The organism is Streptomyces sp. NBC_01460 (assembly GCF_036227405.1).
GTDB lineage: Bacteria > Actinomycetota > Actinomycetes > Streptomycetales > Streptomycetaceae > Streptomyces.
Genome location: NZ_CP109473.1, coordinates 4,713,994 through 4,737,270, shown reverse-complemented (window position 1 = coordinate 4,737,270; position 23,277 = coordinate 4,713,994). Strand labels below are relative to the sequence as shown.

24 protein-coding genes are annotated in these 23,277 nt (G+C 72.5%); 12 read left to right on the top strand and 12 right to left on the bottom strand.

What is annotated here, in order from left to right:
• Positions 1-20: 20 nt before the first annotated feature.
• Positions 21-212 (bottom strand): hypothetical protein, encoded by a 192-nt coding sequence (locus OG488_RS21265; protein WP_329231447.1) that lies wholly within the window; start codon positions 210-212, stop codon positions 21-23.
• Between the two features lie 384 nt (positions 213-596).
• Between OG488_RS21265 and OG488_RS21260 the strand changes: the two genes are divergently transcribed.
• A complete protein-coding gene (locus OG488_RS21260) occupies positions 597-2,654 on the top strand; it encodes a HelD family protein (RefSeq protein WP_329231446.1) in 2,058 nt (685 codons plus the stop codon).
• Positions 2,655-2,720: 66 nt separating this feature from the next.
• On the opposite strand, the gene OG488_RS21255 is transcribed toward OG488_RS21260, so the two are convergent.
• The 9 genes from OG488_RS21255 to OG488_RS21215 form a co-directional block, all read right to left on the bottom strand.
• Complete coding sequence (locus tag OG488_RS21255) at positions 2,721-3,386, bottom strand: GOLPH3/VPS74 family protein (RefSeq protein WP_329231444.1); 666 nt, start codon at positions 3,384-3,386, stop codon at positions 2,721-2,723.
• 21 nt (positions 3,387-3,407) lie between these two features.
• Positions 3,408-5,780 carry an MMPL family transporter gene (locus OG488_RS21250; protein WP_329231442.1) on the bottom strand — a complete coding sequence of 791 codons (2,373 nt, stop codon included), beginning with the start codon at positions 5,778-5,780 and terminating at the stop codon, positions 3,408-3,410.
• 111 nt (positions 5,781-5,891) lie between these two features.
• Positions 5,892-6,581: a copper homeostasis protein CutC gene (locus OG488_RS21245; RefSeq protein WP_329231440.1), complete on the bottom strand. Its 690-nt coding sequence runs from the start codon at positions 6,579-6,581 to the stop codon at positions 5,892-5,894.
• A 177-nt stretch (positions 6,582-6,758) separates the two neighbouring features.
• The gene (locus tag OG488_RS21240; RefSeq protein WP_406463803.1) at positions 6,759-8,168 is read right to left on the bottom strand and encodes a lipase family protein; all 1,410 of its coding nucleotides are present in this window, start codon (positions 8,166-8,168) and stop codon (positions 6,759-6,761) included.
• A gap of 185 nt (positions 8,169-8,353) precedes the next feature.
• Positions 8,354-9,274: a CU044_5270 family protein gene (locus OG488_RS21235; RefSeq protein ID WP_329231437.1), complete on the bottom strand. Its 921-nt coding sequence runs from the start codon at positions 9,272-9,274 to the stop codon at positions 8,354-8,356.
• The gene (locus OG488_RS21230; protein ID WP_329231435.1) at positions 9,267-9,917 is read right to left on the bottom strand and encodes an RNA polymerase sigma factor; all 651 of its coding nucleotides are present in this window, start codon (positions 9,915-9,917) and stop codon (positions 9,267-9,269) included. Before OG488_RS21230 ends, OG488_RS21235 begins: the two co-directional genes overlap by 8 nt.
• Before the next feature lie 85 nt (positions 9,918-10,002).
• The gene (locus OG488_RS21225; protein WP_329231433.1) at positions 10,003-10,863 is read right to left on the bottom strand and encodes a biotin-dependent carboxyltransferase family protein; all 861 of its coding nucleotides are present in this window, start codon (positions 10,861-10,863) and stop codon (positions 10,003-10,005) included.
• Complete coding sequence (locus OG488_RS21220) at positions 10,860-11,495, bottom strand: 5-oxoprolinase subunit B family protein (protein WP_329231431.1); 636 nt, start codon at positions 11,493-11,495, stop codon at positions 10,860-10,862. The genes OG488_RS21225 and OG488_RS21220 overlap by 4 nt, the downstream gene beginning before the upstream one ends.
• Positions 11,492-12,241, bottom strand: a complete 750-nt coding sequence (locus OG488_RS21215) for a LamB/YcsF family protein (protein ID WP_329238883.1) — start codon at positions 12,239-12,241, stop codon at positions 11,492-11,494. The genes OG488_RS21220 and OG488_RS21215 overlap by 4 nt, the downstream gene beginning before the upstream one ends.
• A gap of 170 nt (positions 12,242-12,411) precedes the next feature.
• Between OG488_RS21215 and OG488_RS21210 the strand changes: the two genes are divergently transcribed.
• From OG488_RS21210 to OG488_RS21185, 6 genes are all read left to right on the top strand, one after another.
• Complete coding sequence (locus OG488_RS21210) at positions 12,412-13,143, top strand: GntR family transcriptional regulator (protein WP_329231430.1); 732 nt, start codon at positions 12,412-12,414, stop codon at positions 13,141-13,143.
• Positions 13,144-13,383: 240 nt separating this feature from the next.
• Complete coding sequence (locus OG488_RS21205) at positions 13,384-14,115, top strand: DUF969 domain-containing protein (RefSeq protein WP_329231428.1); 732 nt, start codon at positions 13,384-13,386, stop codon at positions 14,113-14,115.
• Entirely contained in the window at positions 14,112-15,080 is a 969-nt protein-coding gene (locus OG488_RS21200; RefSeq protein ID WP_329231427.1) for a DUF979 domain-containing protein, read from the top strand. Before OG488_RS21205 ends, OG488_RS21200 begins: the two co-directional genes overlap by 4 nt.
• A 90-nt stretch (positions 15,081-15,170) precedes the next feature.
• A complete protein-coding gene (locus OG488_RS21195; protein WP_329231426.1) occupies positions 15,171-16,211 on the top strand; it encodes a DUF2891 domain-containing protein in 1,041 nt (346 codons plus the stop codon).
• Between the two features lie 82 nt (positions 16,212-16,293).
• Positions 16,294-16,956 (top strand): HD domain-containing protein, encoded by a 663-nt coding sequence (locus OG488_RS21190; protein ID WP_329231425.1) that lies wholly within the window; start codon positions 16,294-16,296, stop codon positions 16,954-16,956.
• Between the two features lie 72 nt (positions 16,957-17,028).
• Entirely contained in the window at positions 17,029-18,258 is a 1,230-nt protein-coding gene (locus OG488_RS21185) for a Cmx/CmrA family chloramphenicol efflux MFS transporter (protein WP_329238880.1), read from the top strand.
• Here the strand turns inward: OG488_RS21185 and OG488_RS21180 are convergent.
• Together OG488_RS21180 and OG488_RS21175 are read right to left on the bottom strand one after the other, a co-directional pair.
• Entirely contained in the window at positions 18,209-18,481 is a 273-nt protein-coding gene (locus tag OG488_RS21180; protein WP_329231423.1) for a DUF4031 domain-containing protein, read from the bottom strand. The two genes, OG488_RS21185 and OG488_RS21180, sit on opposite strands and share 50 nt — an antisense overlap.
• Positions 18,478-18,846, bottom strand: coding sequence for a hypothetical protein (locus OG488_RS21175; protein WP_329231422.1), 369 nt, complete (start codon positions 18,844-18,846; stop codon positions 18,478-18,480). Before OG488_RS21175 ends, OG488_RS21180 begins: the two co-directional genes overlap by 4 nt.
• Before the next feature lie 112 nt (positions 18,847-18,958).
• Here OG488_RS21175 and OG488_RS21170 point away from each other — a divergent pair, with 112 nt between their 5' ends.
• From OG488_RS21170 to OG488_RS21150, 5 genes are all read left to right on the top strand, one after another.
• Complete coding sequence (locus tag OG488_RS21170) at positions 18,959-19,876, top strand: MurR/RpiR family transcriptional regulator (RefSeq protein WP_329231421.1); 918 nt, start codon at positions 18,959-18,961, stop codon at positions 19,874-19,876.
• 59 nt (positions 19,877-19,935) lie between these two features.
• A complete protein-coding gene (gene murQ / locus OG488_RS21165) occupies positions 19,936-20,898 on the top strand; it encodes an N-acetylmuramic acid 6-phosphate etherase (RefSeq protein ID WP_329231419.1) in 963 nt (320 codons plus the stop codon).
• A gap of 35 nt (positions 20,899-20,933) precedes the next feature.
• On the top strand, positions 20,934-22,451 hold the full coding sequence (locus OG488_RS21160) for a PTS transporter subunit EIIC (protein WP_329231417.1): 1,518 nt from the start codon (positions 20,934-20,936) through the stop codon (positions 22,449-22,451).
• A 104-nt stretch (positions 22,452-22,555) separates the two neighbouring features.
• Positions 22,556-22,723, top strand: coding sequence for a DUF5670 family protein (locus tag OG488_RS21155; RefSeq protein ID WP_103516400.1), 168 nt, complete (start codon positions 22,556-22,558; stop codon positions 22,721-22,723).
• Positions 22,724-22,914: 191 nt separating this feature from the next.
• Entirely contained in the window at positions 22,915-23,268 is a 354-nt protein-coding gene (locus tag OG488_RS21150) for a PRC-barrel domain-containing protein (RefSeq protein WP_329231414.1), read from the top strand.
• The last annotated feature ends 9 nt before the right edge of the window (positions 23,269-23,277 follow it).

Below are 23,277 nucleotides of genomic sequence, written 5' to 3'. Positions count from 1 at the left end.
CAGGGACGAGCGGCGGCGGATCAGCGGTGGCGGCGGACGACGCCCGCCTCCTCCGCGTACTCACCGAGCACGGCCACACCGAACGCGGTGCGCGCGAACACGGAAACGGCGCGCACCGCGTTTCCCATGCGGTGGCTTCGTGGGTGACCGGTCGCCGCGGTCGCGCCGTGCGCGGGGCCGGTCCTGTCCGGGTTCAGATAAAGGCTGCTCATGTATCCATGGTGCTCCGCCCGGGTGCCCTCCGGCATCGGTCTGCGGGCCGAAGCGCGGGCGGGCGCGGGTAGGCCCCAGGTCGCATGCCGTCCCCTACGGGACGGAGACGGCACCGCGTACGGGACGGAGACGGCACCGCGCCAATTCGTTCGCCCCCGGGGTCCGCGATCGCTACAATCGCCGGTCTGCCCGCCTCCCGCACCGTGGTACCGGCCAGCCCTTCGAGCGGCCGGCAGCCGGGGGAGCGCCGCCGACCGGACGGAAACCGGCCGACAACCGCCGCACGCGCCCACGCGCGTGCGCATCCGCGTGTGAACGTCCCCGAGCGGACAGGGCGGTGTGCCCTGTCCGCCGTCCTGCGTCGAAAAGCCGGAGGCAACACCGTGCCCGCGCACGAAGAGTCAAGCAATCCACTGGTCAGGGAGCGGGCGCACCTCGCCGCGTCCCGTGCCGCGCTGCGCGCCATGCGCGAGGACGTACAGGCGCTCGACATCCGCGATGTCACCGCGAACTGGGTCAACGCCGCCGTTCTGCAGGCTCAGATCGACGACCGCATCAAGGCGCTCGCCGACCTCTCCCACACCCCGCTGTTCTTCGGCCGCCTCGACTACCTCCACGTGGTCGGCGCCGAGAAGGCGGAGGGCGCGGAGGGCGAGCGGTTCTACATCGGGCGGCGCCACGTCCACGACGCCCACGGCGACCCGATGGTCATCGACTGGCGCGCCCCGGTCTCGCAGCCCTTCTACCAGGCCTCCAGGAACAACCCGCTGGACGTCGACCGGCGCCGCCGCTTCGGCTACACCGGGGGCGAGCTGACCGCGTACGAGGACGAGCACCTCACCGACCCCGCGGAGACCGAGCAGACCAGCAAGCTCCTCCAGGCGGAGATCGAACGGCCCCGTGTGGGGCCGATGCGTGACATCGTCGCGACGATCCAGCCCGAGCAGGACGAGATCGTCCGCAGCGGCCTGGGCGGGTCGGTCTGCGTCCAGGGAGGCCCCGGCACCGGGAAGACGGCCGTCGGCCTGCACCGTGTCGCCTACCTCCTGTACGCGCACCGCGACCGCCTCGCCCGCACCGGCACCCTCGTCATCGGCCCGAACCGGTCGTTCCTCCACTACATCGAGCAGGTCCTGCCCGCGCTCGGCGAGCTGGAGGTGCAGCAGGCGACCGTCGAGGACCTGGTGACGGCGCGCGTCGAGGTGCGCGGCACCGACGAGGCGGCCGCGGCGGTGATCAAGGGCGACGCCCGGATGGCGGAGGTCCTGCGGCGGGCGATCCGCTCGCACGTGACGCCCCCGGCCGAGCCGGTCGTGGTGGTGCGCGGCTCCCGCCGCTGGAGGGTCCCGGCCCATGAAGTCGCCCATATGGTCGACGAGTTGCTGGCCCGGGACATGCGGTACGGGGCGGCCCACGAGGCTCTCCCGCAGCGCATCGCGCACGCGGTCCTGGTGCGGATGGAGGAGGCGGGCGAGGCACCGGACGACCGGGTGCAGAACGCGGTGGCGCGCAATCCGGCCGTGAAGGCCGCCGTGAAGGCGGTCTGGCCCGCGGTGGAGCCGGCGAAGCTGGTGCTGCGGCTCCTCACGGACGCGGACTTCCTGGCGGCGCACGCGGAGGGGATCCTCACGGGCGACGAGCAGAAGCAGATCCTGATGGCCAGGCCCGCGCGCAGTGTGAAGTCGGCGAAGTGGTCGGCGGCGGACGCGGTCCTGATCGACGAGGCGGCCGACCTCGTGGCCCGCACCCACTCGCTGGGCCATGTCGTCATCGACGAGGCCCAGGACCTGTCCCCGATGCAGTACCGCGCGGTGGGCCGGCGCTGCTCGACCGGTTCGGCGACGGTGCTCGGCGACCTGGCCCAGGGGACGACCCCGTGGTCGACGCAGAGCTGGGAACAGGCGCTGTTCCACCTCGGCAAGGCGGACGCGGTCGTGGAGGAGCTGACGGCCGGCTTCCGTGTGCCGCGTGAAGTGATCGCGTACGCCTCCCGTCTCCTCCCCGCGATCTCCCCGGGCCTCGCCCCCGTGGAGTCGGTGCGTGAGACGCCGGGCTCGCTGGCGGTGCGCGAGGTCGCGGCGGACGACCTGGACGCCGCGGTGGTCGCGGCGTGCGAGGAGTCGCTGCGCCACGAGGGCTCGATCGGCCTGATCGCCGCCGACGCCCGCATCCCGGCGCTGTCGGCGGCGCTCGCGGAGGCGGGCCACAGCGTCCTCTCCCCCGGTGAGGAGACGACGGCGGAATCCCGGCTGACGCTCGTCCCGGCCTCGCTCGCGAAGGGACTCGAGTACGACTACGTCGTCCTGGACGAGCCCGCGGCCGTGGTCGACGGCGAGCCCGACGAGCGCACCGGCCTGCGCCGTCTGTACGTGGCCCTGACCCGTGCGGTCTCGGGGCTCGTGGTCCTGCACGCGGCCCCGCTGCCGGAGCAGCTGGGGTAGCGGGGTCGGTCGGCCGTCCGGGCGCCCGGACGGCCGACCGACCGGACCGGCCGGCCCGTCGTCAGGTCAGCCGATCACCGTCACCGTGGTCAGCACGGTGACCGCCACCATCGCCGCCTGCATGGTGCGGATCGCCGTGCGGACCTCGTCGCCCGCCCACCGGCCGTCCGCGATCTTCTCCATGCGCGGCGTCACCTCCCGCGCCGGGACCTCCGGGAACGCGAGGCGGTGCAGCTTGGCGGCGTGTATCAGGGCGATGAGACCGGCCGTGCGGTCGTCCGGATCCGCGCCACGCAGCACCACCGAGGCCAGGCGCTCCCGCAGCTCGCGCTCGGGGGCGCCGTCGGCCTCCGGGTAGCGGCGCACCGGGAAGAGGCCCAGCACCTTGCGCTGCTCCTCGCTCACGAGCCCTCGGGCGCGGAGGCTCTCGATCGTGGCTCCGACCGCTCTGCCGTGGTCCTTCGTCAGCCAGTCCGTCACCTTGGGAGCTCTGCTCTTCTTCGCCGCCCAGGCGTCGATCAGGCCGAGCCGCTCGTCGAGGAGGCCGGTGCCCGTGGGCGTCCGGTCGGCCACCTCCAGCCGCCCCTCGGCGACGGCGAGCCGTCCCGCCAGGGCGAGTTCGAGCACGATCCCGCCCGCGACCGCCCAGCCGGCGGCCTCCCGGTCCTTGGCCGCCCCGGACTCGTCGTCCAGGGACAGCAGCATGATCTCTTCGCCCAGCGTGACCGACATCGTCCACTCCCGTTCGTATGCCTACTCTGAGTGACGAACGGCGGGCGTGTGTGGTTCCCGGTTCTCCGGTCCTTCCGCGTCGAGGTGCGGCAGGATCCCGTCCAGCCATCGCGGCGTCCACCAGGCGGCCCGGCCGAGCAGGGTCATGACGGCGGGCACCAGCAGCAGCCGTACGACGGTGGCGTCGATGAGGACGCTGGCGGCGAGGCCGAGGCCCAGCATCTTCACGACGATGTTGTCGCTGATGATGAAGGCGGCGAAGACGCTGACCATGATCAGGGCGGCGCAGGTGATGACCCGCGCGGTGATCTCCAGGGCGTGCGCCACGCTCGCCCTGGGGTCCCTGGTGGCCACCCACGCCTCGTGGATCCGGGACAGGAGGAAGATCTCGTAGTCCATGCTGAGACCGAAGACGATGGCGAACATCATCATCGGTACGTAGCTCTCGATCGGCACGTCTCCCGAGACCCCGAGCGCGGGTCCGCCCCAGCCCCACTGGAAGACGGCGACCACGACCCCGTACGAGGCGGCGATCGACAGCACGTTGAGCACGGCCGCCTTGACCGCGACGAGCAGCCCGCGGAACACGGCCAGGATGACGAGGAAGGCGAGGGCGACCACCACGGCGATGATCAGGGGCAGCCTGCTGGAGACGATGTCCAGGAAGTCGACCTGGGCGGCCGTCGTGCCGGTCACGTAGCCGCTCGCGGCCGTCCCGGACACCGCGTCGGGCAGCACGTCGTGCTTCATGCGGTTGACCAGGCCGGTGGTCCGCGCGTCCTGCGGTGCGGCGACGGAGTAGGCGGTGGCGGTGAGGACGTCGCCGTCCGAGGTGGGGGTGAGCGGGGTGATGAGGGCCGCGTCCGGCACCTTGGCCAGCGCCTGTTTCGCCTGGCTCTCCAGCGCGGACCGGTCGTCCTGGGAGACCTTGGTCTGGTCGATCACGAGTGTCAGCGGGCCGTTCGAGCCCGGCCCGAAAGCCGAGGACATGAGGTCGTAGGCGCGCCGGTCGGTGAAGGATCGGGGGTCGGCACCGTCCCCGATGTGCCCGAGCTGGATGAAGAAGAGCGGGAAGGCGAGGACGGCCAGCACGACCACCCCGGTGGCCAGGAACCACCACGGCCGGCGCTCGACCCGCTGCGCGTACCGGTGCCACGTGCCGTGCGCCGCCCGCTCCTGGTCGTCCGCCGCCCCACGAGGATCCACGGACTCCGAGGGCCCCACGGGCTCCGAGGGCTCCACGGGCTCCGAGGGCTCCACGGCCTTCGGGGTACGGGGCTCCCCGCCGGTCTCCACCTCGGCGATCGGCTTCCGGACGTGGATCCGGTCGATCTGCCGCCCCATCAGCCCGAGCACGGCCGGCACCAGGGTCAGCGCCCCGAGCACGGCCGTGACGACGGTGACGGCGGCCGCCAGCCCGAGCTTGCCGATGAAGTCGATCCCGGAGACCCACAGCCCGCAGAGGGCGATGATCACCGTGCACCCGGACAGCAGCACGGCCCGGCCGCTGGTGGCGGTGGCCGCCCCGGCAGCGGCCACCGGGTCCGTGCCGTCCATGACGTTCTGACGGTGCCGGGTGACCAGGAAGAGGGCGTAGTCGATGCCGACGCCGAGCCCGATCATCGTGGCCAGGGTCGGCGACACCGTCGCGAAGGTCGTCGCCGCGGCCAGCAGGCCCAGCAGGGCGAGCCCGCAGACCACGCAGACGAGGGCGGTGACGAGCGGCAGCAGGGCGGCCACGAGGCTGCCGAAGCCGATCAGCAGCACCACCACGGCGACCCCGAAACCGATGGCCTCGCTGATGCGGTCGTTCGCGGCGGGCCGGGCCAGCTCGCCCAGCGAGCCTCCGTACTCCACCTCGGCGCCCGCCGCCCGCAGCGGCTGCACCGCCGAGTCCACCCCGTCGAGGTACCCCGACCCCAGGGTGGAGGGCTGCTCACTGAACCGGACGGTGATGTACGCCGTCCTCCCGTCGCCGGAGAGCGGTCCCACATCCGGGCCGCTCGTACTGCTCTGGGCGGTCAGGGGGTTCTGGACGGAGAGCACGTCGGGCAGCTTCTGGAGGCTGTCCACGACCGTGGACATCTGGCTGCTCAGTCCGGTGAGCGACGCGTCGGCGTCGTGCACGACCACCTGGCTGCTGTAGCCGCCGGCCGAGGGGGCGTGCGCCTCCAGTACGTCGAGGCCCTCCTGCGACTGGGTCCCGGAGATCGAGAAGTCGTCGGAGTAGTCGCCGCCCCAGGTGTGGTGCAGGACCTGGAGCACGGCGAGCGCGGCCAGCCACAGCACGAAGACGATCACGAAGTGGCGCGCGCACCAGGCACCGGTCGCGTGCAGCGTCCCCGTCCGCCGCGCGGCGGTGCCGGGATCGCGTGCGGGCTGCGGATGCGACATGCGGACTCCGGGGCTGGGCCGGGCACCTGGGACACCAGCATTCAAAGCCGGTCCCGGCGCCGCGGCACCCCGGAGTGGGGGAACGGGTGACGCGTCGGCCGCGCCCACCCGTCAGCTGTCGAGCGCCGTACGCCACTCCCGTACCGCCCCGGCGTCCACCGGACCGTCCCAGCCGCCCGGGCGGGCCGCCCCTCCGATGTGGAAGGCCTCGATGCCCGCGTCGCGCAGACGCGGCAGGTGGTCCAGGCGCAGGCCGCCGCCCACCATGATCTGCGGTTCGTAGCCGGGCAGGTCCGCGTGCGCCGCTTCGGCGAGCAGCGTCTCCATGCCGTCGTCGACGCCGCGCGGCGAGCCCGCCGTGAGGTAGGTGTCCAGCCCCGGCAGGTCGGCGAGGTGCTTGCGCAGCACGTCACGGTCGGCGGCGCGGTCGATGGCGCGGTGGAAGGTCCAGGGGCGGCCGTCGAGCTCGGCGACGAGGCGCTCGACGGCCACCAGGTCGGCGTGGCCGCCCTCGTCGAGGAAGCCGAGGACGAATTCCTCGGCGCCCGCGGCGCGCAGCGCGCGGGCCTTGTCCACGAGGACACCGATGTCACCCGCGGCGAATCCGTCCGCGACCCTGAGCATGACCCTCAGCGGGATGTCGACGGCGGCCCGGATCTCCTCGAAGACCGCGAGCGGGGGCGTCAGGCCGTCGGCCGCCATGTCGGTGACCAGTTCGAGGCGGTCAGCACCGCCCTCCTGCGCCGCGACCGCGTCCTCGGCGTCGAGAGCGATCACCTCCAGGACTGCACGGTTGCTCATGGTGTTCCATTCCCTCGGAGCGGCTACGGACTACAGGTCTAGTCCAATAACCAGACTACGGGTCAGCCACCCCGGGCGCAGCTCCCCGCGTGAACGCATGCGTGAAGATACGCGAGACCGCGGCGGCATCCGCGGAACGGACGCGCCGCGGCCTCGGGGGTCACGGGGTGGGAGACGTCAGGGCTGGAGCGGCATGGACCAGCAGTTGGAGACGGTCCTCTTCCCGGAGAGCCGGTCGGTCAGCCAGGAGATGGCGCTGCCCTGGTCGGTGAGGAGCGGGGCGAGGTGGTTGGTGAGGAGCTTGTCGCCGAGGTTGGGCAGCTGGACGGCCTCGTACGTCACGTCGCCCCCCTTGCGGCACCAGTCCACCGCGAGCTGCCTGGCCTGCTTGTGTCCGACGATGTCGTCCTGCACGCCGGTGGCCAGGCGGACCGGGGCCGTCGGCTTCAGGGTGCCGATGCGCTGCTGGGCGAGGATCGCCTGCAGCTTCGGTTCGGCCGCGATGATGTCGGCGATGGGCTTGCCGTTGGCGGTCCACTTCTTGCTGTTCGTGAAGCCGTAGCCGAGGATCGAGTCGCCCACGCACATGGTGGAGGTGTCCTTCAGGGCGGCCTTGCCGACGTCGTTCGTCTGCGCGTCCACGATCGCCTTGAGCGACGGGTCCGACTGGACGAAGCCGTTGATGGACCACCCCAGCGCGCCGGCCAGGGCGCTGCCGTCGATGCCCTTCATGACCTCGGTGAGGTCGGCGGGCGGGGCACCCGCGTAGGTGCCCGCCAGATTGACGTCGGGGGCGTACGAGGACTGCAGTTCGGCCGCCGACGCGCTGGCGCCGCCGCCCTGGCTGTAACCGTAGAGGCCCACCTTCGAGGCGGAGGTGACCGAGGCGCCCGCGACGGAGCGTGCCGCGCGGGCCGCGTCCAGGAGGGCGTGACCCTCGTCGACGCGGTTGACGTAGGTGTGGAGCCGGTCGGTCGTGCCGAGTCCGGCGTAGTCGGTGACGACGACGGCCGCACCGGCGGCGAGGAAGCGGTAGACGGCGATGTTGTCGTACCCGATCGACACCGTGCCCTCGCCGATGGTCAGCGGGTGCTGGAGCGACAGCGAGGGGGCGCACTGGTCGCCCTGGCCCATGGTCCCCGAGGCCAGCGCCACCAGGGGGCGGGCGCCGCCGCCCTTCCATGCGGCGGACGGCTCGATGTACGCGCCGGTGACGGCGACGGGCCCGCCGCCCGCGTCGGTGGACTTGTACATCAACCGCGTCGCGGTGCCGGGCATCGGGCGGCCGTCGAGGCCGGGAAGGCTGACCCCGAGGGGCAGCGGCTCCGTCCGGACGAGGGACCCGTCGGCGGCGGGCAGCTGCGTCGGCGGGTTGTAGAAGGCGGGGATGGTCACACCCCGGGAGACCACCGGATCCGACCCGGCGGCGGGGGAGGCGGAGGCGGGGACGGCCGCCGCTCCGAGACAGGCGGCGACGGCCACGGACGCGGCCAGCAGGCGCCCCGTACGGCGTCCCTGCCGCCGGGGTTCCGGGAGGTGGGGGGTGTTCAGGGCCGGGCTCGAACGGGTGGTCTTGCGCGGACTCACGGCTCACTCCTCGTTCTGCTCCGATGAAGGTGAGCGCAAGCTAGCACCGAGGCGTTACCCGAAGTAACTCATCGGTAAGTTACGCTTCGGTAACGTGCGGGCGGGCCCGGCCCCCCGACCGGGCCCGCCCGCACGTGCCTACCGCGCCCGCCCCGCACGCACCTACCGGGGCCGCCCGCACATGCCTACCGGGGCCGCCGCCCGATCTCGTCCACCACGCCGGACGCCACGCGCCCTCTCACCTCGATGTACTTCTCGCCACCCACCAGTGCCTTCCCCTTCGTGCGCGCCCCTCTCACGCCCTCCAGGCGGAGCCCGAGGTAGGCGTACGTGCCCTGCTCGAAGACGAGGCCGATCGTCATCCCCGGATACGTGACACCGATCCCGTGCCGCCCGAGCGCGTCCACCTCGTCGTCGTCCAGCACGATTCCGGGCAGCTTCGCGAGCGCTTCGAACGCGGCGGCCTGCAGCCCCGGAGGCATGACCCGCGGGTCACGCATCAGCATGAGGAAGTCCATGTACGCCGGGATCCCCCCGGAGCTGCTCCTGGTGAAGAGCTCGAGCAGCTCGTCCGGATCGGTCGGCAGCTCCGCCAGCTTCGCGTACTCGGTGGGCGGCCACCTCGTCTCATGGGACGACAGCGGGGGCTCGTCCTTGATCCGCCCGTCGTAGACGTACCGGGAGGGCCGGGAACCGTCCACGGAGATCCAGAACTCGTCCATGTGCGTCGTCCGCTTCCCGTTCTTCGAAATGGTCCGCGTGTAGATCTCCTTGGCATAGAGGTACTGGTCGTCACGCGGCACCGGCGCCCCGGCGCCGTCGGCGCGGTACCTGTCCGCCGCCCGGTCCAGCACCTGGGCGGCGGACAGCGCGCTCATCCGCGGTCCGCCCCCGTCCGTGGCCACGACGACCGTCCCGGTCACCGCGGCGGCCGCCGTAGCGGCGAACCCGGCCCGCAGCACCAGCCGCCTGGACAGCACCCCGGCTCTCCTCCGCCCCTCCTTCGCGATGGCCTCCGACAGCCGGGTACGGGCGGCGGCGCGTGCGTCGCCGGTGAGCGCGGGCACGTCGTCCTCCAGCTCCCGCAGCGCGGTGACCTCATCCATGGCCGGGCTCCTCAAGATCGTCGTCACGTCGGGTGGGATCCGAACCGCCCAGCGCCTCGCGGAGCTTCTTCCGGGCCCGGTGGAGCCGCGAGCGCACGGTCCCCACCGGGACACCGAGGGCGTCCGCCGCCTCCGCGTAGTCCAGGTCCCCCCAGGCGACGACCAGCAGCACGTCCCGGTAGCGGGCGGGCAACGCGGCGAGGGCTCCGGCGAGTTCGGCCCGGACGCCCTCGGCGCTGACCCGTGCCGCCACCCGGTCCGCCAGGGGCTCACCCCCACCGGGTGCGGCGGAGGCAGCACGGGAGAGGGCGCGCAGCCTCCTGGCCTCGGCCCGCCGGTGCCCTCCGACCAGGTTGGTGGCGATGCCGTAGAGCCAGGGCCTCGCCTGCGCCCTCGACAGGTCGTACCGGCGGCGCTGCTGGAACGCGATCACGAAGGTCTCGGCCATCAGGTCGTCGGCAGCTTCGGTGCCGAGCCTCCTGGCGACGTAGCGGTGGATGTCGTCGGCGTACCGGTCGAACAGCACGGCGAACGCGTCGGGTTCACCCCAGGAACGCTCGACGACCGAGGCGTCCGAGGGCTCGTCGCCACCGACGCCGGATTCGACGGTGCGGCGGGCTTCGACCCCCGGTGGGGCGGTCACTGGTCGGCTCTCGGGCGCATCAGATTCCCTCGGGGAGGCGGACTCGGTCACCTCCTGTTGGCCGATGCCCGCGTCCGGGTTCCCGTCACGCCCGCACGAACCGCACCGGAGTCCCCGGGACCGCCTGCGCGGCGCCCGCCAGGGCGGCTTCGGCGACCACACCGACGACCGGGTAACCGCCCGTCGTCGGATGGTCGTTGAGGAAGACCAGGGGCCGGCCGTCCGGCGGCACCTGGACGGCTCCCAGCACCATGCCCTCACTGGGCAGTTCGCCCTCCCGGACGCGCTCCAGGGCGGGGCCCTCCGTACGCAGCCCGATGCGGTTGCTCCGCTCCGAGACCCGGTACACGGCGGTGGTCAGCGTGCGCAGGGCCGCCTCCGTGAACCAGCTGTCGCGCGGGCCCGGGTGCAGGGGCAGGATCAGCTCGGCGGGGGCACCGGGCCAGGGCACGGTGTCCACGGCCGGGGCTCCGCACGCCGGGCCCAGCGGCAGGAGGTCGCCCTCGCGCAGGACCGGCGGGCCGAGCCCCGAGAGCAGGTCGGCGGATCTGCTGCCGAGCACCGGCTCGGGCACCAGGCCGCCCGCGAACGCCAGGTAGCCGCGCAGCCCGTGCACGGCGGGCCCGGCCTCCAGCACCGCGCCCGGCGGAACGCGCACGGGCGCGCCCCAGGCGGCCGGGCGGCCGTCCACCGTGACCCGGCACCCCGCACCGCCGACGACGGCGAGCACCGGCCGGGCGCCGGTCACCCGGACCGCGCACCCGGTGACCGTGGTCTCCAGCACCGCGGCGTCCGGGGCGTTGCCGACGAGCCGGTTGGCCAGCCGCCGGGCCGGGCCGTCCAGCGCCCCGGCCCGGGGTACGCCGAGGTGGGCCCAGCCGGCGCGGCCCTCGTCCTGCACCGTGGTCAGGGCGCCCGCCCGGACCACTTCGAGCCCCGGGCTCATCCGCGCGCCTCCGCCGGGACGAAGCGGACCCGGACGCCCGGACCGAGCAGCGCCGCCGGTTCGCGGTCCGGATCCCAGAGGGCCTCCGGCCCCGGCATCCGGCCGATGAGCTGCCAGCCGCCGGGCGAGGAACGGGGATAGACCCCGGTGTACGGGCCGGCGAGGGCCAGCGCCCCCGCCGGCACCCGGGTCCGGGGCGTGGCCCGGCGCGGCACGCTCAGGTGCCCGGGCAGGCCCGTGAGGTAGCCGAAACCGGGGGCGAACCCGCAGAAGGCCACCCGGAACTCCGTACGGGCGTGGATGCGCGGCACCTCGGCGACGGCGACGCCCCAGGCCTCGGCCACGTCGGCGAGGTCCGGGCCGTCGTACACGACCGGTATCTCGACGGCCTCCCCGGCGCCCGCGCGCAACGGCGGTACGGTCCACGACCGCAGACGCCCCGCGAGGGCCCGGTCCTCGACCCCGTCCAGCAGCACCGTCCGCGCGCCGGGGACGATCTCGCGTACGGCGGGGAGCTCACCCGCTGCCCGGCGGCGGAGCAGCTCCGCGTGGAAGGCCTCCGCCTCCTCCCCGGAGGGGAGTTCCACGAGCAGCGCGCGGGGCCCGGCCTCCAGCACCCGGATGCCGCTCACGCGAACGCCTGCACGCGGACGCCCGCTTCTTCCAGGGCCGTACGCACCCGCCGGGCGAGCGCCGCCGCCCCGGGGGTGTCGCCGTGGACGCACAGCGACCGGGCGGCGACGGCGATCCGGGTGCCGTCGACGCCGCTCACGGCCCCGTCGACGGCCATGCCCACGCTGCGGCGTACGACCTCGTCCTCGTCGTGCACCACCGCACCCGCCTCGCTCCGGGGCACGAGGGTGCCCTGCGGGGTGTACGCGCGATCGGCGAAGGCTTCCCGGACCGCCGGGAGACCCGCCGCCTCCGCCCTGGCGAGCAGCCGCGAACCGGGCAGCCCGAGGACGGCCGGGCGCCCGCCCGCGAGCAGGACGCCCGCGACGACGGCGGCGGCCTGTTCCTCGTCCCGCACCACGCGGTTGTAGAGGGCGCCGTGCGGTTTCACGTACGAGACCGTGGAGCCGGCCGCCTCCGCGAAGACCCGCAGGGCGCCGATCTGGTAGGCGATCTCGGCGGTCAGCTCGTCCGCCGGTACGTCCATGGCGCGCCGCCCGAATCCGGCGAGGTCACGGTAGGAGACCTGCGCCCCGATGCGCACGCCCCGCTCCGCCGCCGTGTCGCAGACCCGCCGCATCACGGAGGCGTCGCCCGCGTGGAAGCCGCAGGCCACGTTCGCGCTGGTGACGCAGGCCAGCAGCGCGTCGTCCTCGGTGAGGGTCCAGCGGCCGAACCCTTCGCCCAGGTCCGCGTTGAGGTCGATCAGCCGCGGTGGGCGCGTCACACTCGTCAGATCCGTCACGAGCGCACGCTAGCGATTGTTCAACAATCTGACAAGGGCCTGTCCGCCGCCCGGGACGGCCGTACGGTTCACTGGGCACTGAACACGGCTGACGGAACACGGCTGACGGAACACCAGGCAAGGGACGGGGCATGGCGGGGACGACGAACGGCGGGCGGACCGGCGGCAGCGGCACCCCGGACCTCTCGGAACTGGCGGCGCACGGCGCTTCCCTGGAGCGGTCCGGCACGGCCGAGCGGGTCGCGGCGGTCCTGCGGGACCGGATCACCGAGGGCTACTTCCCGCCCGGCAGCCGCCTGTCCGAGGAGAGCATCAGCGGCGCCCTGGCCGTCTCGCGCAACACCCTGCGCGAGGCGTTCCGCCTCCTGTCGCACGAGCGCCTCCTGGAGCACCGCCTCAACCGCGGCGTCTTCGTCCGCATCCTGGCCGTGGACGACCTGGTGGACATCTACCGGGTGCGGCTCCTCGTCGAGTGCGCGGCCCTGCGGGCCCTGGGCGAGCCCCCGTTCGACCTGACGGCGGTCGAGGCGGCGGTGTCGACGGGCGAGCAGGCCGCACTCCGTGACGACTGGCCGGCCTGCTCCACCGCCAACATCCGCTTCCACCAGGCACTGGCGGGCCTGGCGGGCAGCGCCCGCACCGACGAGCTGATGCGCAACGTCCTGGCCGAACTGCGCCTCGCCTTCCACGTGATGGCGGACCCCCGCCGCTTCCACGAGCCCTACCTCAGCCGCAACCGCGAGATCACGGACCGACTGGCCAAGGGCGACGCGGCCGGCGCCGAGCGGATGCTCGCCTTCTACCTGGAGGACTCCCGGCGCCAGCTGGCGGAGGCGTACGCGCAACGGCTCACCGAGCGCTGACTCCGGATCGTCCGATGATCCACACCCCGCTCAGGCGCTCCCGGCAGGCCCACATTCTCCCCTGAATGCGGGTGTATCGGGGCAGAAACTGCCGCCCCCTGCCCTCCCGCGCCGCCGATTCAGATCGATGCATCCCACACCCTTGTGGGATTGTTGAACAAGACCCTAAGGTCTCGCGTAACACCCCCGTCTGACCAGGACCGTGCACCGCCACGTCCCTGCGCGGAAGAAGGCCGACGCGTGATCGTTCTCCTCGGCGTGCTCGTGGTGATCCTCGGATTCGCCACCCGCCGCAACCCCCTGCTCGTGGTGGGTGCCGCCGGCATCATCACGGGGCTGCTCGGCAAGCTCTCGCCGCAGGAGGTGCTGGCCTCGTTCGGCAACAGCTTCGCCTCCGCCCGTTCGGTGACCGTCTTCGTGATCACGCTGCCCGTGATCGGTCTCCTGGAGCGCTACGGCCTCCAGGAGCAGGCCCGCAATCTCATCGGCAGGCTCGGCAAGCTGACCACCGGGCGGTTCCTGACCCTCTATCTGCTGATCCGGCAGCTCACCGCCTCCGTCGGCCTCACCAGCATCGGCGGCCCCGCGCAGAGTGTGCGGCCGCTGATCGCCCCGATGGCCGAGGCGGCCGCCGAAGCGAAGGCAGGTCGTCCGCTGCCGGAGAAACTGCGCGAGAAGGTCCGCTCGCACGCGTCCGGCGCCGACACCATCGGGGTGTTCTTCGGTGAGGACTGCTTCATCGCCATCGGATCGATCCTGCTGATCACCGGCTTCGTGAACTCGACGTACGACCAGCACCTCGAACCGCTGCACCTGGCCCTGTGGGCGATCCCCTCCGCGATCTGCGCCTTCCTGATCCACGGGGCCCGTCTGCTCAACCTGGACCGGCAGCTGGAGCGCGAACTCGCCGTCGCCGCCACCGAGAACGACCTGACGGAGCACGCCGGGGCCCGCACGGAGGACGCCAAGTGATCAAGTCCGAGTACTTCTTCTGGCTCGTCGGCGCGGTGTTCCTCGTCATGGCCGCGCAGATGGTCAGGGACCGCACCAATCCGAAGCGCTTCGGATCCGCCGGCTTCTGGGGCCTGCTGGGCGCCGCGTTCTTCTACTCCACCGGAGTCGTCGACGAGTCCCTGCCCGCCGAACCCCTGGGCGTCGCCGTCCTGGTGCTGATCGTCCTGGGCGGCTTCGGCCTCACCGGGAAGGGCGAGTCGCACACGCCGTCCCGCGAGAGGCGCGCGGCCTCGGCCGCCCGGCTCGGCAACAAGCTGTTCCTCCCGGCCCTCACCATCCCCGTGGTCGCGATGATCTGCGCGACGCTCGTGAAGAACTGGAGGATCGGCGGCGAACCGGTCCTGGAGCCGGGGTACGAGACCATTCTCGGCCTGGGGGTCGGCGCGATCGCCGCGCTGGCCGTGGGCATGGTGCTCCTGCGCGAACGGAAGGTCTCCGTGCCGCTGCACTCCGGGCGCAACATGCTCGAATCGATGGGCTGGGCGCTGCTCCTCCCGCAGCTGCTCTCCGTCCTCGGCTCGATCTTCCAGACCGCCGGGGTCGGGGAACAGGTCGGCCGGATCACCGAGGCGGTACTGCCGGACGGCCAGAGGCTCGTGGCCGTGGCCGTGTACTGCTGCGGCATGGCCCTGTTCACCATCGTCATGGGCAACGCCTTCGCCGCGTTCCCGGTGATGACCGCCGCGATCGGCTGGCCCGTCCTGATCGAGCAGATGAACGGCAACGCGCCCGCCGTCCTCGCGATCGGCATGCTGTGCGGCTTCTGCGGCACGCTCGTCACGCCGATGGCCGCCAACTTCAACCTGGTTCCGGCGGCGCTCCTCGAACTCAAGGACCAGTACGGCCCGATCAAGGCCCAGCTGCCCACGGCGGCGGCCCTGCTGGTCTGCAACGTCGTGATCATGGCGCTCTTCGCCTTCTGACCCGAGACACCCCCGCCCCACGTCCCACGTCCCACACCCCACCCCGGCCCTCGACCCGAGCCGCTCGCCCTCCCCCCTGGAGTGACCCCGATGCCCCCCGCGCTCCCCGCCGCGTACGCCGTCCCCTTCGCGGAACTGGCCCTCGCCAACGTCGTACGCGAATACCCCAACGCGCCGGCCCACCTCTACGCCGGGCCCGAGGAGCTCGTCGCACCCCGCACGCTGCACCCCGCGTTCTACGGGGGCTACGACTGGCACTCCACGGTGCACATGCACTGGCTGCTCGTCCGCCTGATGCGTCGTTTCTCCACCACCGGCGATCTTCCGGCCACCCTCACCACCCGTATCCGTGAGGTGCTCGACACGCACCTGACCCCCGGGAACATCGCCGTCGAGGCGTCCTACCTGCGGGGCCGGCCGCACTTCGAGCGTCCGTACGGCTGGGCCTGGCTGGTCGCGCTCGCCGGGGAGTGCCGGGCCCTCGCCACGCCCGACGGCGACCGCTGGGCCGAGGCGCTGGCCCCCGGTGTGGAGGCGGTCGGCGACCTGCTCGGCGCCTGGCTGCCCAAGGCGACGTACCCGGTCCGGCACGGCGTCCACAACAACAGCGCGTTCGGCCTGGGCCTGGTCCTGGACGCGGGCGGAGCGGCAGGGCTGCCGGCACCGGTCCTCGACGCGGCGGAGGACCGGCTGCGGACCTGGTTCACCGACGACCACGACGCCCCCGCCCACTGGGAGCCCTCCGGCCAGGACTTCCTGTCCCCCGCCCTGGCCGAGGCGGACGCGATGCGCCGGGTGCTGCCGGTGGCGGAATTCCGTACCTGGATCGCCCGGTTCCTGCCGGACCTGGTCTCCGCCGCTCCCGACTCCACGCTGCTCGACCCGCCGGTGGTCTCCGATCACGCCGATCCGCAGATCGGCCACCTCCTCGGTCTCACCCTGAGCCGGGCCGCCGCCCTCCGGTCGATCGCGGGCGCGCTCCCGGACGGCCCGGGCCGCACCGCGCTCCTGGAGTCGGCCGAGGCCCATCTCACACGCGGCCTGCCGACCGTGTCCTCCGGCGACTTCTCCTCCGACCACTGGCTGGCGACGTACGCGGCCCTGGCCCTGGACACGGCACCCGGTCACTGAGCGGCGGACCCGCGCCCCGGACCCGCCGACCGGGACCGGGGCGCGGGCCTCGCGTGCGGGGCGTACGTCCTACCCTCGGCGTATGAGCGACAGCGCCCCCGACACGTCCGCCACCTCCGCGCTCCGTGACCGCTGGAGCGAGGCCCTGCTCGCGGCACGCGGCGGGCCGGGTCCCGACCCCCTGCCCTACGCCGACGCCCTTCTCGCACGCTGGGCCGAACCCCAGCGGCGCTACCACACCACCGCCCACCTCGCGCAGGTCCTGGACCGCGTCGACACCCTCGCCGGCCACGCGGCCGACCCGGACCTCGTGCGCCTCGCCGTCTGGTTCCACGACGCCGTCTACCGGCCCGACCGCTCCGAGAACGAGGAGCGCAGCGCCGCGCTGGCCGAGCGTGCCCTGCCGGAGGCGGGCGTCCCCGACGCCGGGACGGCCGAGGTCGCGCGCCTGGTCCGGCTCACCGTCACGCACGACCCGGCGGACGGCGACACCAACGGCGAGGTGCTGTGCGACGCGGATCTCGCGATCCTCGCGTCGGCCCCCAAGGAGTACGCGGCGTACGCGGCGCAGGTGCGCGAGGAGTACGGCTTCGTCCCCGACGACGCCTTCACGGAGGGCCGGGCCGCCGTGCTGCGGCAGCTGCTGGAGCTGCCCCGGCTGTTCCGTACGCCCCAGGGTGCGGCGGAATGGGAAGCAAGGGCCCGGCAGAACCTGACCACGGAACTGGAGCTGCTCACCCACTGAGACAGGGGAATGACAGGGACGAAAGCACTGTTGGCCACTGTCATGCCCGACTCTGCTTCCAGCCGCGCCCGTATGCCGATGGCCGTCTACATCCTCGGCCTCTCGGTCTTCGCCCTCGGTACCAGTGAGTTCATGCTGTCCGGGCTGCTGCCGCCCATCGCCGACGACATGGACGTGTCCATACCGAAGGCCGGACTCCTCATATCCGCCTTCGCGATCGGCATGGTGGTGGGCGCCCCGCTGCTGGCCGTCGCCACGCTGCGGCTGCCACGGCGTACGACCCTCATCGCGCTCATCTCGGTCTTCGGGCTGGGCCAGGTCGCCGGCGCGCTGGCGCCGACGTACGACGTGCTGTTCGTCTCCCGGGTGGTGAGCGCGCTGGCGTGCGCCGGTTTCTGGGCGGTCGGCGCCGCGGTCGCCATCGCGATGGTGCCGGTGAACGCGCGGGCCAAGGCCATGGCCGTGATGATCGGCGGGCTGTCGATCGCCAATGTGCTGGGCGTGCCGCTCGGCGCGTTCCTCGGGGAGAGCTTCGGCTGGCGCTCGGCGTTCTGGTCGGTGGGCGCCGCGTCCGCCGTCGCTCTGGTCGGCGTCGTCACCCGCATCCCGCGCATCCCGCTGCCGGACGAGAAGCCGCAGCTGGGGCGCGAGGTCGCGATCTACAAGGACCGCCAGGTGTGGCTGTCGATCATCATCACGGCCCTCGCCGCCGGCGGTGTGTTCTGCGCGTTCAGCTACCTCGCGCCGCTGCTGACGGACGTGGCCGGCCTGAGCTCGGGCTGGGTGCCGTGGGTGCTCGGGCTCTTCGGCGTCGGCGCGCTGATCGGTACGACGATCGGCGGGCGGGTCGCGGACGCGCATCTCTTCGGGGTGCTGCTGAGCGGCATCAGCGCCTCCACGGTCTTCCTCGTGGCGCTGGCCCTGTTCGCCTCCAACCAGGTCGCCGTCGTCGTCCTGGCGTTCCTGCTCGGGCTGTCCGCGTTCTACACGGCTCCGGCGCTCAACGCCCGGATGTTCAACGTCGCGGGGGTGGCCCCGACGCTGGCGGGAGCGACGACCACGGCCGCGTTCAACCTGGGCAACACCAGCGGCCCGTGGCTGGGCGGCGCCGTGATCGACGCGGACTTCGGTTTCCGGGCCACCGCGTGGGCGGGCGCCGGGATGCTGGTCCTGGGCCTGGCCGCCGTGGTGGTCTCGCTGCGGCTGCACGGTGGTGCGCCGTCCCGGCGGATCGCGGGGGCCCCGGCGCGGATCAGCCAGGAACAGGCCGCCCCTTCGGCCGCCTCAGTCCCGCCTCGGTGATCCGGCGCACGATCTCCTTCGACCCGACCTCACGCGCACCGGCGCGCACCGCGTCCGCGTAGCGCGCCTCGGGCACGTCGTAGTGGTCGCGCTCGAAGGCGCGGGGCGGGCAGCCGATCGCGGCGGCGAAGGCGTGCAGTTCCTCGAAGGACACGTCGCTGACGAGGTGCGACCACATGCGCCCGTGCCCCGGCCAGGTCGGCGGGTCGATGTAGACCGTCACCGGCCGAACACCTCGGCGAGCGCCCCGACGCGCGCGACGGACACGGTCGCCTTGGTGCAGACCCAGTGCGGATCGGGGCCGAGCTCCGGCTCGACGTCCAGGGCGTGCGGCCCTTCCTCCGTGCACACCGGGCACAGCGGCCACCGCCCGTGCTGCTCCAGGAGGGCGTCCTGGACGTCCTGCGCCACGAGGCCCGTGACGAACGACACGCCCTCGGGCCACTGCTCGACCCACCAACGCCGGTGGGCCACCGCGTCCTCGACCATCGAGACGATCCCGGCCTCGGCGACATCACCCGCGACGAGGTCGGCCATCACCAGCGCACGCGCGGTGTGCAGCTCCTGTTCCAGGCTGTTCAACTCCATGCGTCCATTGTCCCCCGCCCCGCGAGGCGGCCGGTCTCGACGTTCTTGATCCTTCAGAGGTCGGGACCAAAGGGGGGTTGACGGGACACAACCCTGAAAATATCTTTCAATCGTGACCAATGTTGTGAAGGAAAGTTTCAACGCGGACTCCCCGCCCGCCCCCGCGGCGCTTGCGGCCAAGGTGCGGACACTCGCTCCGTCCATGACCCGCTCCATGCAGCGGGTCGCCGAAGCGGTGGCGGGGGATCCCGCGGGGTGCGCCGCCCTCACCGTCACCGGTCTCGCCGAGCTCACCGGCACGAGCGAGGCGACCGTCGTCCGCACCGCCCGTCTCCTGGGCTACCCCGGCTACCGGGACCTGCGCCTCGCGCTCGCCGGCCTCGCCGCGCACCAGCAGTCCGGGCGCGCTCCCGCCGTCACCGCCGACATCGCGGTCGACGACCCCATCGCGGACGTCGTCACGAAGCTCGCCTACGACGAGCAGCAGACCCTCGCCGACACCGCCGCCGGTCTCGACACCGTGCAGCTCGGGGCCGCCGTGACCGCCGCCGCGACCGCGCGCCGCATCGACATCTACGGCGTCGGCGCGTCCTCCCTCGTCGGCCAGGACCTGGCGCAGAAGCTGCTCCGCATCGGCCTGATAGCCCACGCCAACATGGACCCGCACCTCGCCGTGACCAACGCGGTGCAGCTCCGCCCGGGCGACGTGGCCATCGCCATCACCCACTCGGGCTCCACGGTCGACGTCATCGAGCCGCTCCGGGTCGCCTTCGACCGCGGCGCCACGACGATCGCGATCACCGGCCGTCCCGACGGTCCGGTCTCGCAGTACGCCGACCACGTGCTGACCACGTCCACCGCCCGGGAGAGCGAGCTGCGCCCGGCCGCCATGTCGAGCCGGACGAGCCAGCTCCTCGTGATCGACTGCCTCTTCATAGGCGTCGCCCAGCGGACGTACGAGACGGCCGCGCCCGCGCTGTCCGCGTCCTACGAGGCACTCGCCCACCGCCACACCCCGCGCAGCCGCTGACCCGGCCCGGCCCCCTCACCCGCAGAACCGTACGAGTACGAGAAAGCAGAGCGTTGTCCATGACCTCCACCACCGACGCCGACGCCGCCACCCCCGGCGGCTACGGCGAACTGCGCGCCCAGCTGGCCACCCTCACCACCGAGGCGTTCCGGCCGGAGCTCGCCGAGATCGACCAGCTGCCGACGCAGGAGATCGCCCGCATCATGAACGGCGAGGACGCCACCGTCCCCGCCGCCGTGGCCGAGAAGCTGCCGCAGATCGCCGCCGCGATCGACGCCACCGCCGCGCGCATGGCGCGGGGCGGCCGGCTGATCTACGCGGGCGCCGGCACCGCGGGCCGCCTCGGTGTGCTCGACGCCAGCGAGTGCCCGCCCACCTTCAACACCGACCCGTCCGAGGTCATCGGCCTCATCGCGGGCGGCCCCTCCGCCATGGTCAAGGCGGTCGAGGGCGCCGAGGACAGCAAGGAGCTGGCCGCCGCCGATCTGGACGAGCTGGGCCTCACCGCCGACGACACGGTGGTCGGGATCTCCGCCTCCGGCCGCACCCCGTACGCGATCGGCGCCGTCGAGCACGCCCGCGCGAAGGGCGCGCTCACCCTCGGCCTCTCCTGCAACGCGGACTCCGCGCTGGCGGCGGCGGCCGAGCACGGCCTGGAGATCGTCGTCGGCCCCGAGCTGCTCACCGGCTCCACCCGCCTCAAGGCGGGCACGGCGCAGAAGCTCGTCCTCAACATGCTCTCGACGATCACGATGATCCGGCTCGGCAAGACGTACGGGAACCTCATGGTCGACGTGCGCGCTTCCAACGAGAAGCTGCGCGCCCGCTCCCGCCGGATCGTCTCCCTCGCCACCGGCGCCTCCGACCAGGAGATCGAGGCGGCGCTCGCCGCCACCGACGGCGAGGTGAAGAACGCCATCCTCGCCATCCTCGGCGAGGTCGACGGCCCCACCGCCGCCACGCTCCTGGCCGACTCCCGAGGCCACCTCCGCGCCGCCCTCGCGGCCGTCCGAACCACCTGACGCTCCACTCCCCGCACAGCAAGGCACCACGCACCATGGCTACTGAAGACAAGAACCGCGCCACTGCCGCCGCGATCCTGCCGCTCGTCGGTGGCGCTGCGAACGTCAGCTCGATCGCCCACTGCATGACCCGGCTCCGGCTGGGCCTGCACGACCGCTCCCTCGTCGACGACGAGGCCCTCAAGGCGATTCCCGCCGTGATGGGCGTGGTCGAGGACGACACCTACCAGATCGTCCTCGGGCCGGGCACCGTCGCCCGGGTCACCCCGGAGTTCGAACAGCTCGTCGAGGAGGGCAAGGCGTCCGGGACGCCCGCGCCCGTCCACACCGCCGAGGAGCTGGCCGACAAGGGCGCCGCACTCAAGGCTCAGCAGAAGGCGAAGAACGCCACGCCCTTCAAGCTGTTCCTGCGCAAGATCGCGAACATCTTCGTCCCGCTGATCCCCGCCCTGATCGGCTGCGGCATCATCGCCGGCCTCAACGGCCTGCTGGTGAACCTCGGCTGGCTGCCCTCGGTCACCCCCGCGCTGGCGGCGATGGCGTCCGGCTTCATGGCCCTGATCGCGGTCTTCGTCGGCTACAACACGGCGAAGGAGTTCGGCGGTACGCCGATCCTCGGCGGTGCGGTCGCGGCGATCATCGTCTTCCCCGGCGTCGCGAACATCGACGCCTTCGGCCAGACCCTCTCCCCCGGCCAGGGCGGCGTTCTCGGCGCCCTCGGCGCTGCGGTCCTCGCGGTGTACGTCGAGAAGTGGTGCCGCCGCTGGGTCCCCGAGGCGCTGGACGTCCTGGTCACCCCGACGCTCACGGTGCTGATCTCCGGGCTCGTCACGATCTTCGGCCTGATGTACGTGGCCGGTGAGCTCTCCTCCGCCATCGGTACGTTCGCCGACTGGCTGCTCTCCACGGGCGGCGCGGGCGCGGGCTTCCTGCTGGGCGGCCTGTTCCTGCCGCTGGTGATGCTGGGCCTGCACCAGGCCCTGATCCCGATCCACACGACGCTGATCGAGCAGCAGGGCTTCACGGTCCTGCTCCCGATCCTCGCGATGGCCGGAGCGGGCCAGGTCGGCGCCGCGGCCGCGGTCTACCTCCGCCTCCCCCGCAACGAGTCGATCCGCAGGACCATCCGGTCCGCCATGCCCGCGGGCCTGCTGGGTGTCGGCGAACCCCTGATCTACGGCGTCTCGCTCCCCCTGGGCCGCCCGTTCATCACGGCCTGTGTGGGCGGCGCGTTCGGCGGCGGCTTCGTGGGCCTGTTCAACCAGCTCGGCGACTCGGTCGGCTCGACGGCCATCGGCCCGTCCGGCTGGGCCCTGTTCCCGCTTCTCGACGGCAACCACGGCCTCGGCTCCACGATCGCGATCTACGCGGGCGGCCTGGTCGTCGGCTACGTCGCGGGATTCGTCGCCACGTACTTCTTCGGCTTCAGCAAGGCGCTGCTGACGGAGTTCAACGTCTCCCAGGAGCAGTCCCCCTCCACGGTCGCCGCCACCGGCCCGGCCGCGGCGTCGGGCTCGGGCGACGCCCCGGCGAAGGAACCGGCGGGCGTCTGAACCGAGCCGCGAGCTGCACGGGAACCCCACTTATTTTTTCTTCACGAACACATGTGTGTAGGCAATTGATTGCCGGGCACCAGCTGTCTCGGAGGTTGATAACAATGGTTCCCCTGCTTCTCGTTCTTCTGCTCGCCCTGATCCTTTTCGGTGCCGGTTTCGCACTCAAGGCACTCTGGTGGATCGCCGTCATCGTGCTGGTGATCTGGCTGGTCGGATTCTTCGCCCGGTCGACCACCGGCGGCAAGCGTGGCCGGTGGTACCGCTGGTAGACGGCTTCGAACAGCACTGACGCGGGTGGCGCGGGACCTTCGGGTCCCGCGCCACCCGCGTTTTCCGCGCATTCCCGGAATGCTCCGGGCATGGACCGGAAATACGCGGGCAGTCGAATATCTGAGCGGCACTCACCCTCATCACGAGGGGATCGGCCGCGACGAACGAACCGTCGAGGAAGGAGCCAGTAATGAGCGACAACCTGTGGGGCTATCAGCCCACGAGCGGTCACACCGCGGGCGCCGACCTGACCGGATTCTCGGTCGAGGCGACGGACGGCAGCATCGGCAAGGTCGACAAGCACTCCGACGAGGTGGGCTCCGCCTACCTGGTCGTCGACACCGGCGTCTGGATCTTCGGCAAGGACGTGCTCCTGCCGGCCGGCACGGTCAAGGGCATCGACACCGAGCACAAGAAGGTGTTCGTCGACCTGACCAAGGACCAGATCAAGGACTCCCCGGAGTTCGACAAGCACAAGCATGCGGGTGACCCGGGGTATCACGCCCAGGTCGGCACGTACTACGACAGCTACCGCATCACGTGACCCTGACGC

What these genes read in the sequence shown, in the direction of transcription:
- OG488_RS21265 (WP_329231447.1), bottom strand. Translation starts at nt 212, where the DNA reads ATGAGCAGCCTTTATCTGAACCCGGACAGGACCGGCCCCGCGCACGGC.
- OG488_RS21255 (WP_329231444.1), bottom strand. Translation starts at nt 3,386, where the DNA reads ATGTCGGTCACGCTGGGCGAAGAGATCATGCTGCTGTCCCTGGACGAC.
- OG488_RS21250 (WP_329231442.1), bottom strand. Translation starts at nt 5,780, where the DNA reads ATGTCGCATCCGCAGCCCGCACGCGATCCCGGCACCGCCGCGCGGCGG.
- OG488_RS21245 (WP_329231440.1), bottom strand. Translation starts at nt 6,581, where the DNA reads ATGAGCAACCGTGCAGTCCTGGAGGTGATCGCTCTCGACGCCGAGGAC.
- OG488_RS21235 (WP_329231437.1), bottom strand. Translation starts at nt 9,274, where the DNA reads ATGGATGAGGTCACCGCGCTGCGGGAGCTGGAGGACGACGTGCCCGCG.
- OG488_RS21225 (WP_329231433.1), bottom strand. Translation starts at nt 10,863, where the DNA reads ATGAGCCCGGGGCTCGAAGTGGTCCGGGCGGGCGCCCTGACCACGGTG.
- OG488_RS21210 (WP_329231430.1), top strand. Translation starts at nt 12,412, where the DNA reads ATGGCGGGGACGACGAACGGCGGGCGGACCGGCGGCAGCGGCACCCCG.
- OG488_RS21195 (WP_329231426.1), top strand. Translation starts at nt 15,171, where the DNA reads ATGCCCCCCGCGCTCCCCGCCGCGTACGCCGTCCCCTTCGCGGAACTG.
- OG488_RS21190 (WP_329231425.1), top strand. Translation starts at nt 16,294, where the DNA reads ATGAGCGACAGCGCCCCCGACACGTCCGCCACCTCCGCGCTCCGTGAC.
- OG488_RS21185 (WP_329238880.1), top strand. Translation starts at nt 17,029, where the DNA reads ATGCCGATGGCCGTCTACATCCTCGGCCTCTCGGTCTTCGCCCTCGGT.
- OG488_RS21175 (WP_329231422.1), bottom strand. Translation starts at nt 18,846, where the DNA reads ATGGAGTTGAACAGCCTGGAACAGGAGCTGCACACCGCGCGTGCGCTG.
- murQ (WP_329231419.1), top strand. Translation starts at nt 19,936, where the DNA reads ATGACCTCCACCACCGACGCCGACGCCGCCACCCCCGGCGGCTACGGC.
- OG488_RS21160 (WP_329231417.1), top strand. Translation starts at nt 20,934, where the DNA reads ATGGCTACTGAAGACAAGAACCGCGCCACTGCCGCCGCGATCCTGCCG.
- OG488_RS21155 (WP_103516400.1), top strand. Translation starts at nt 22,556, where the DNA reads ATGGTTCCCCTGCTTCTCGTTCTTCTGCTCGCCCTGATCCTTTTCGGT.
- OG488_RS21150 (WP_329231414.1), top strand. Translation starts at nt 22,915, where the DNA reads ATGAGCGACAACCTGTGGGGCTATCAGCCCACGAGCGGTCACACCGCG.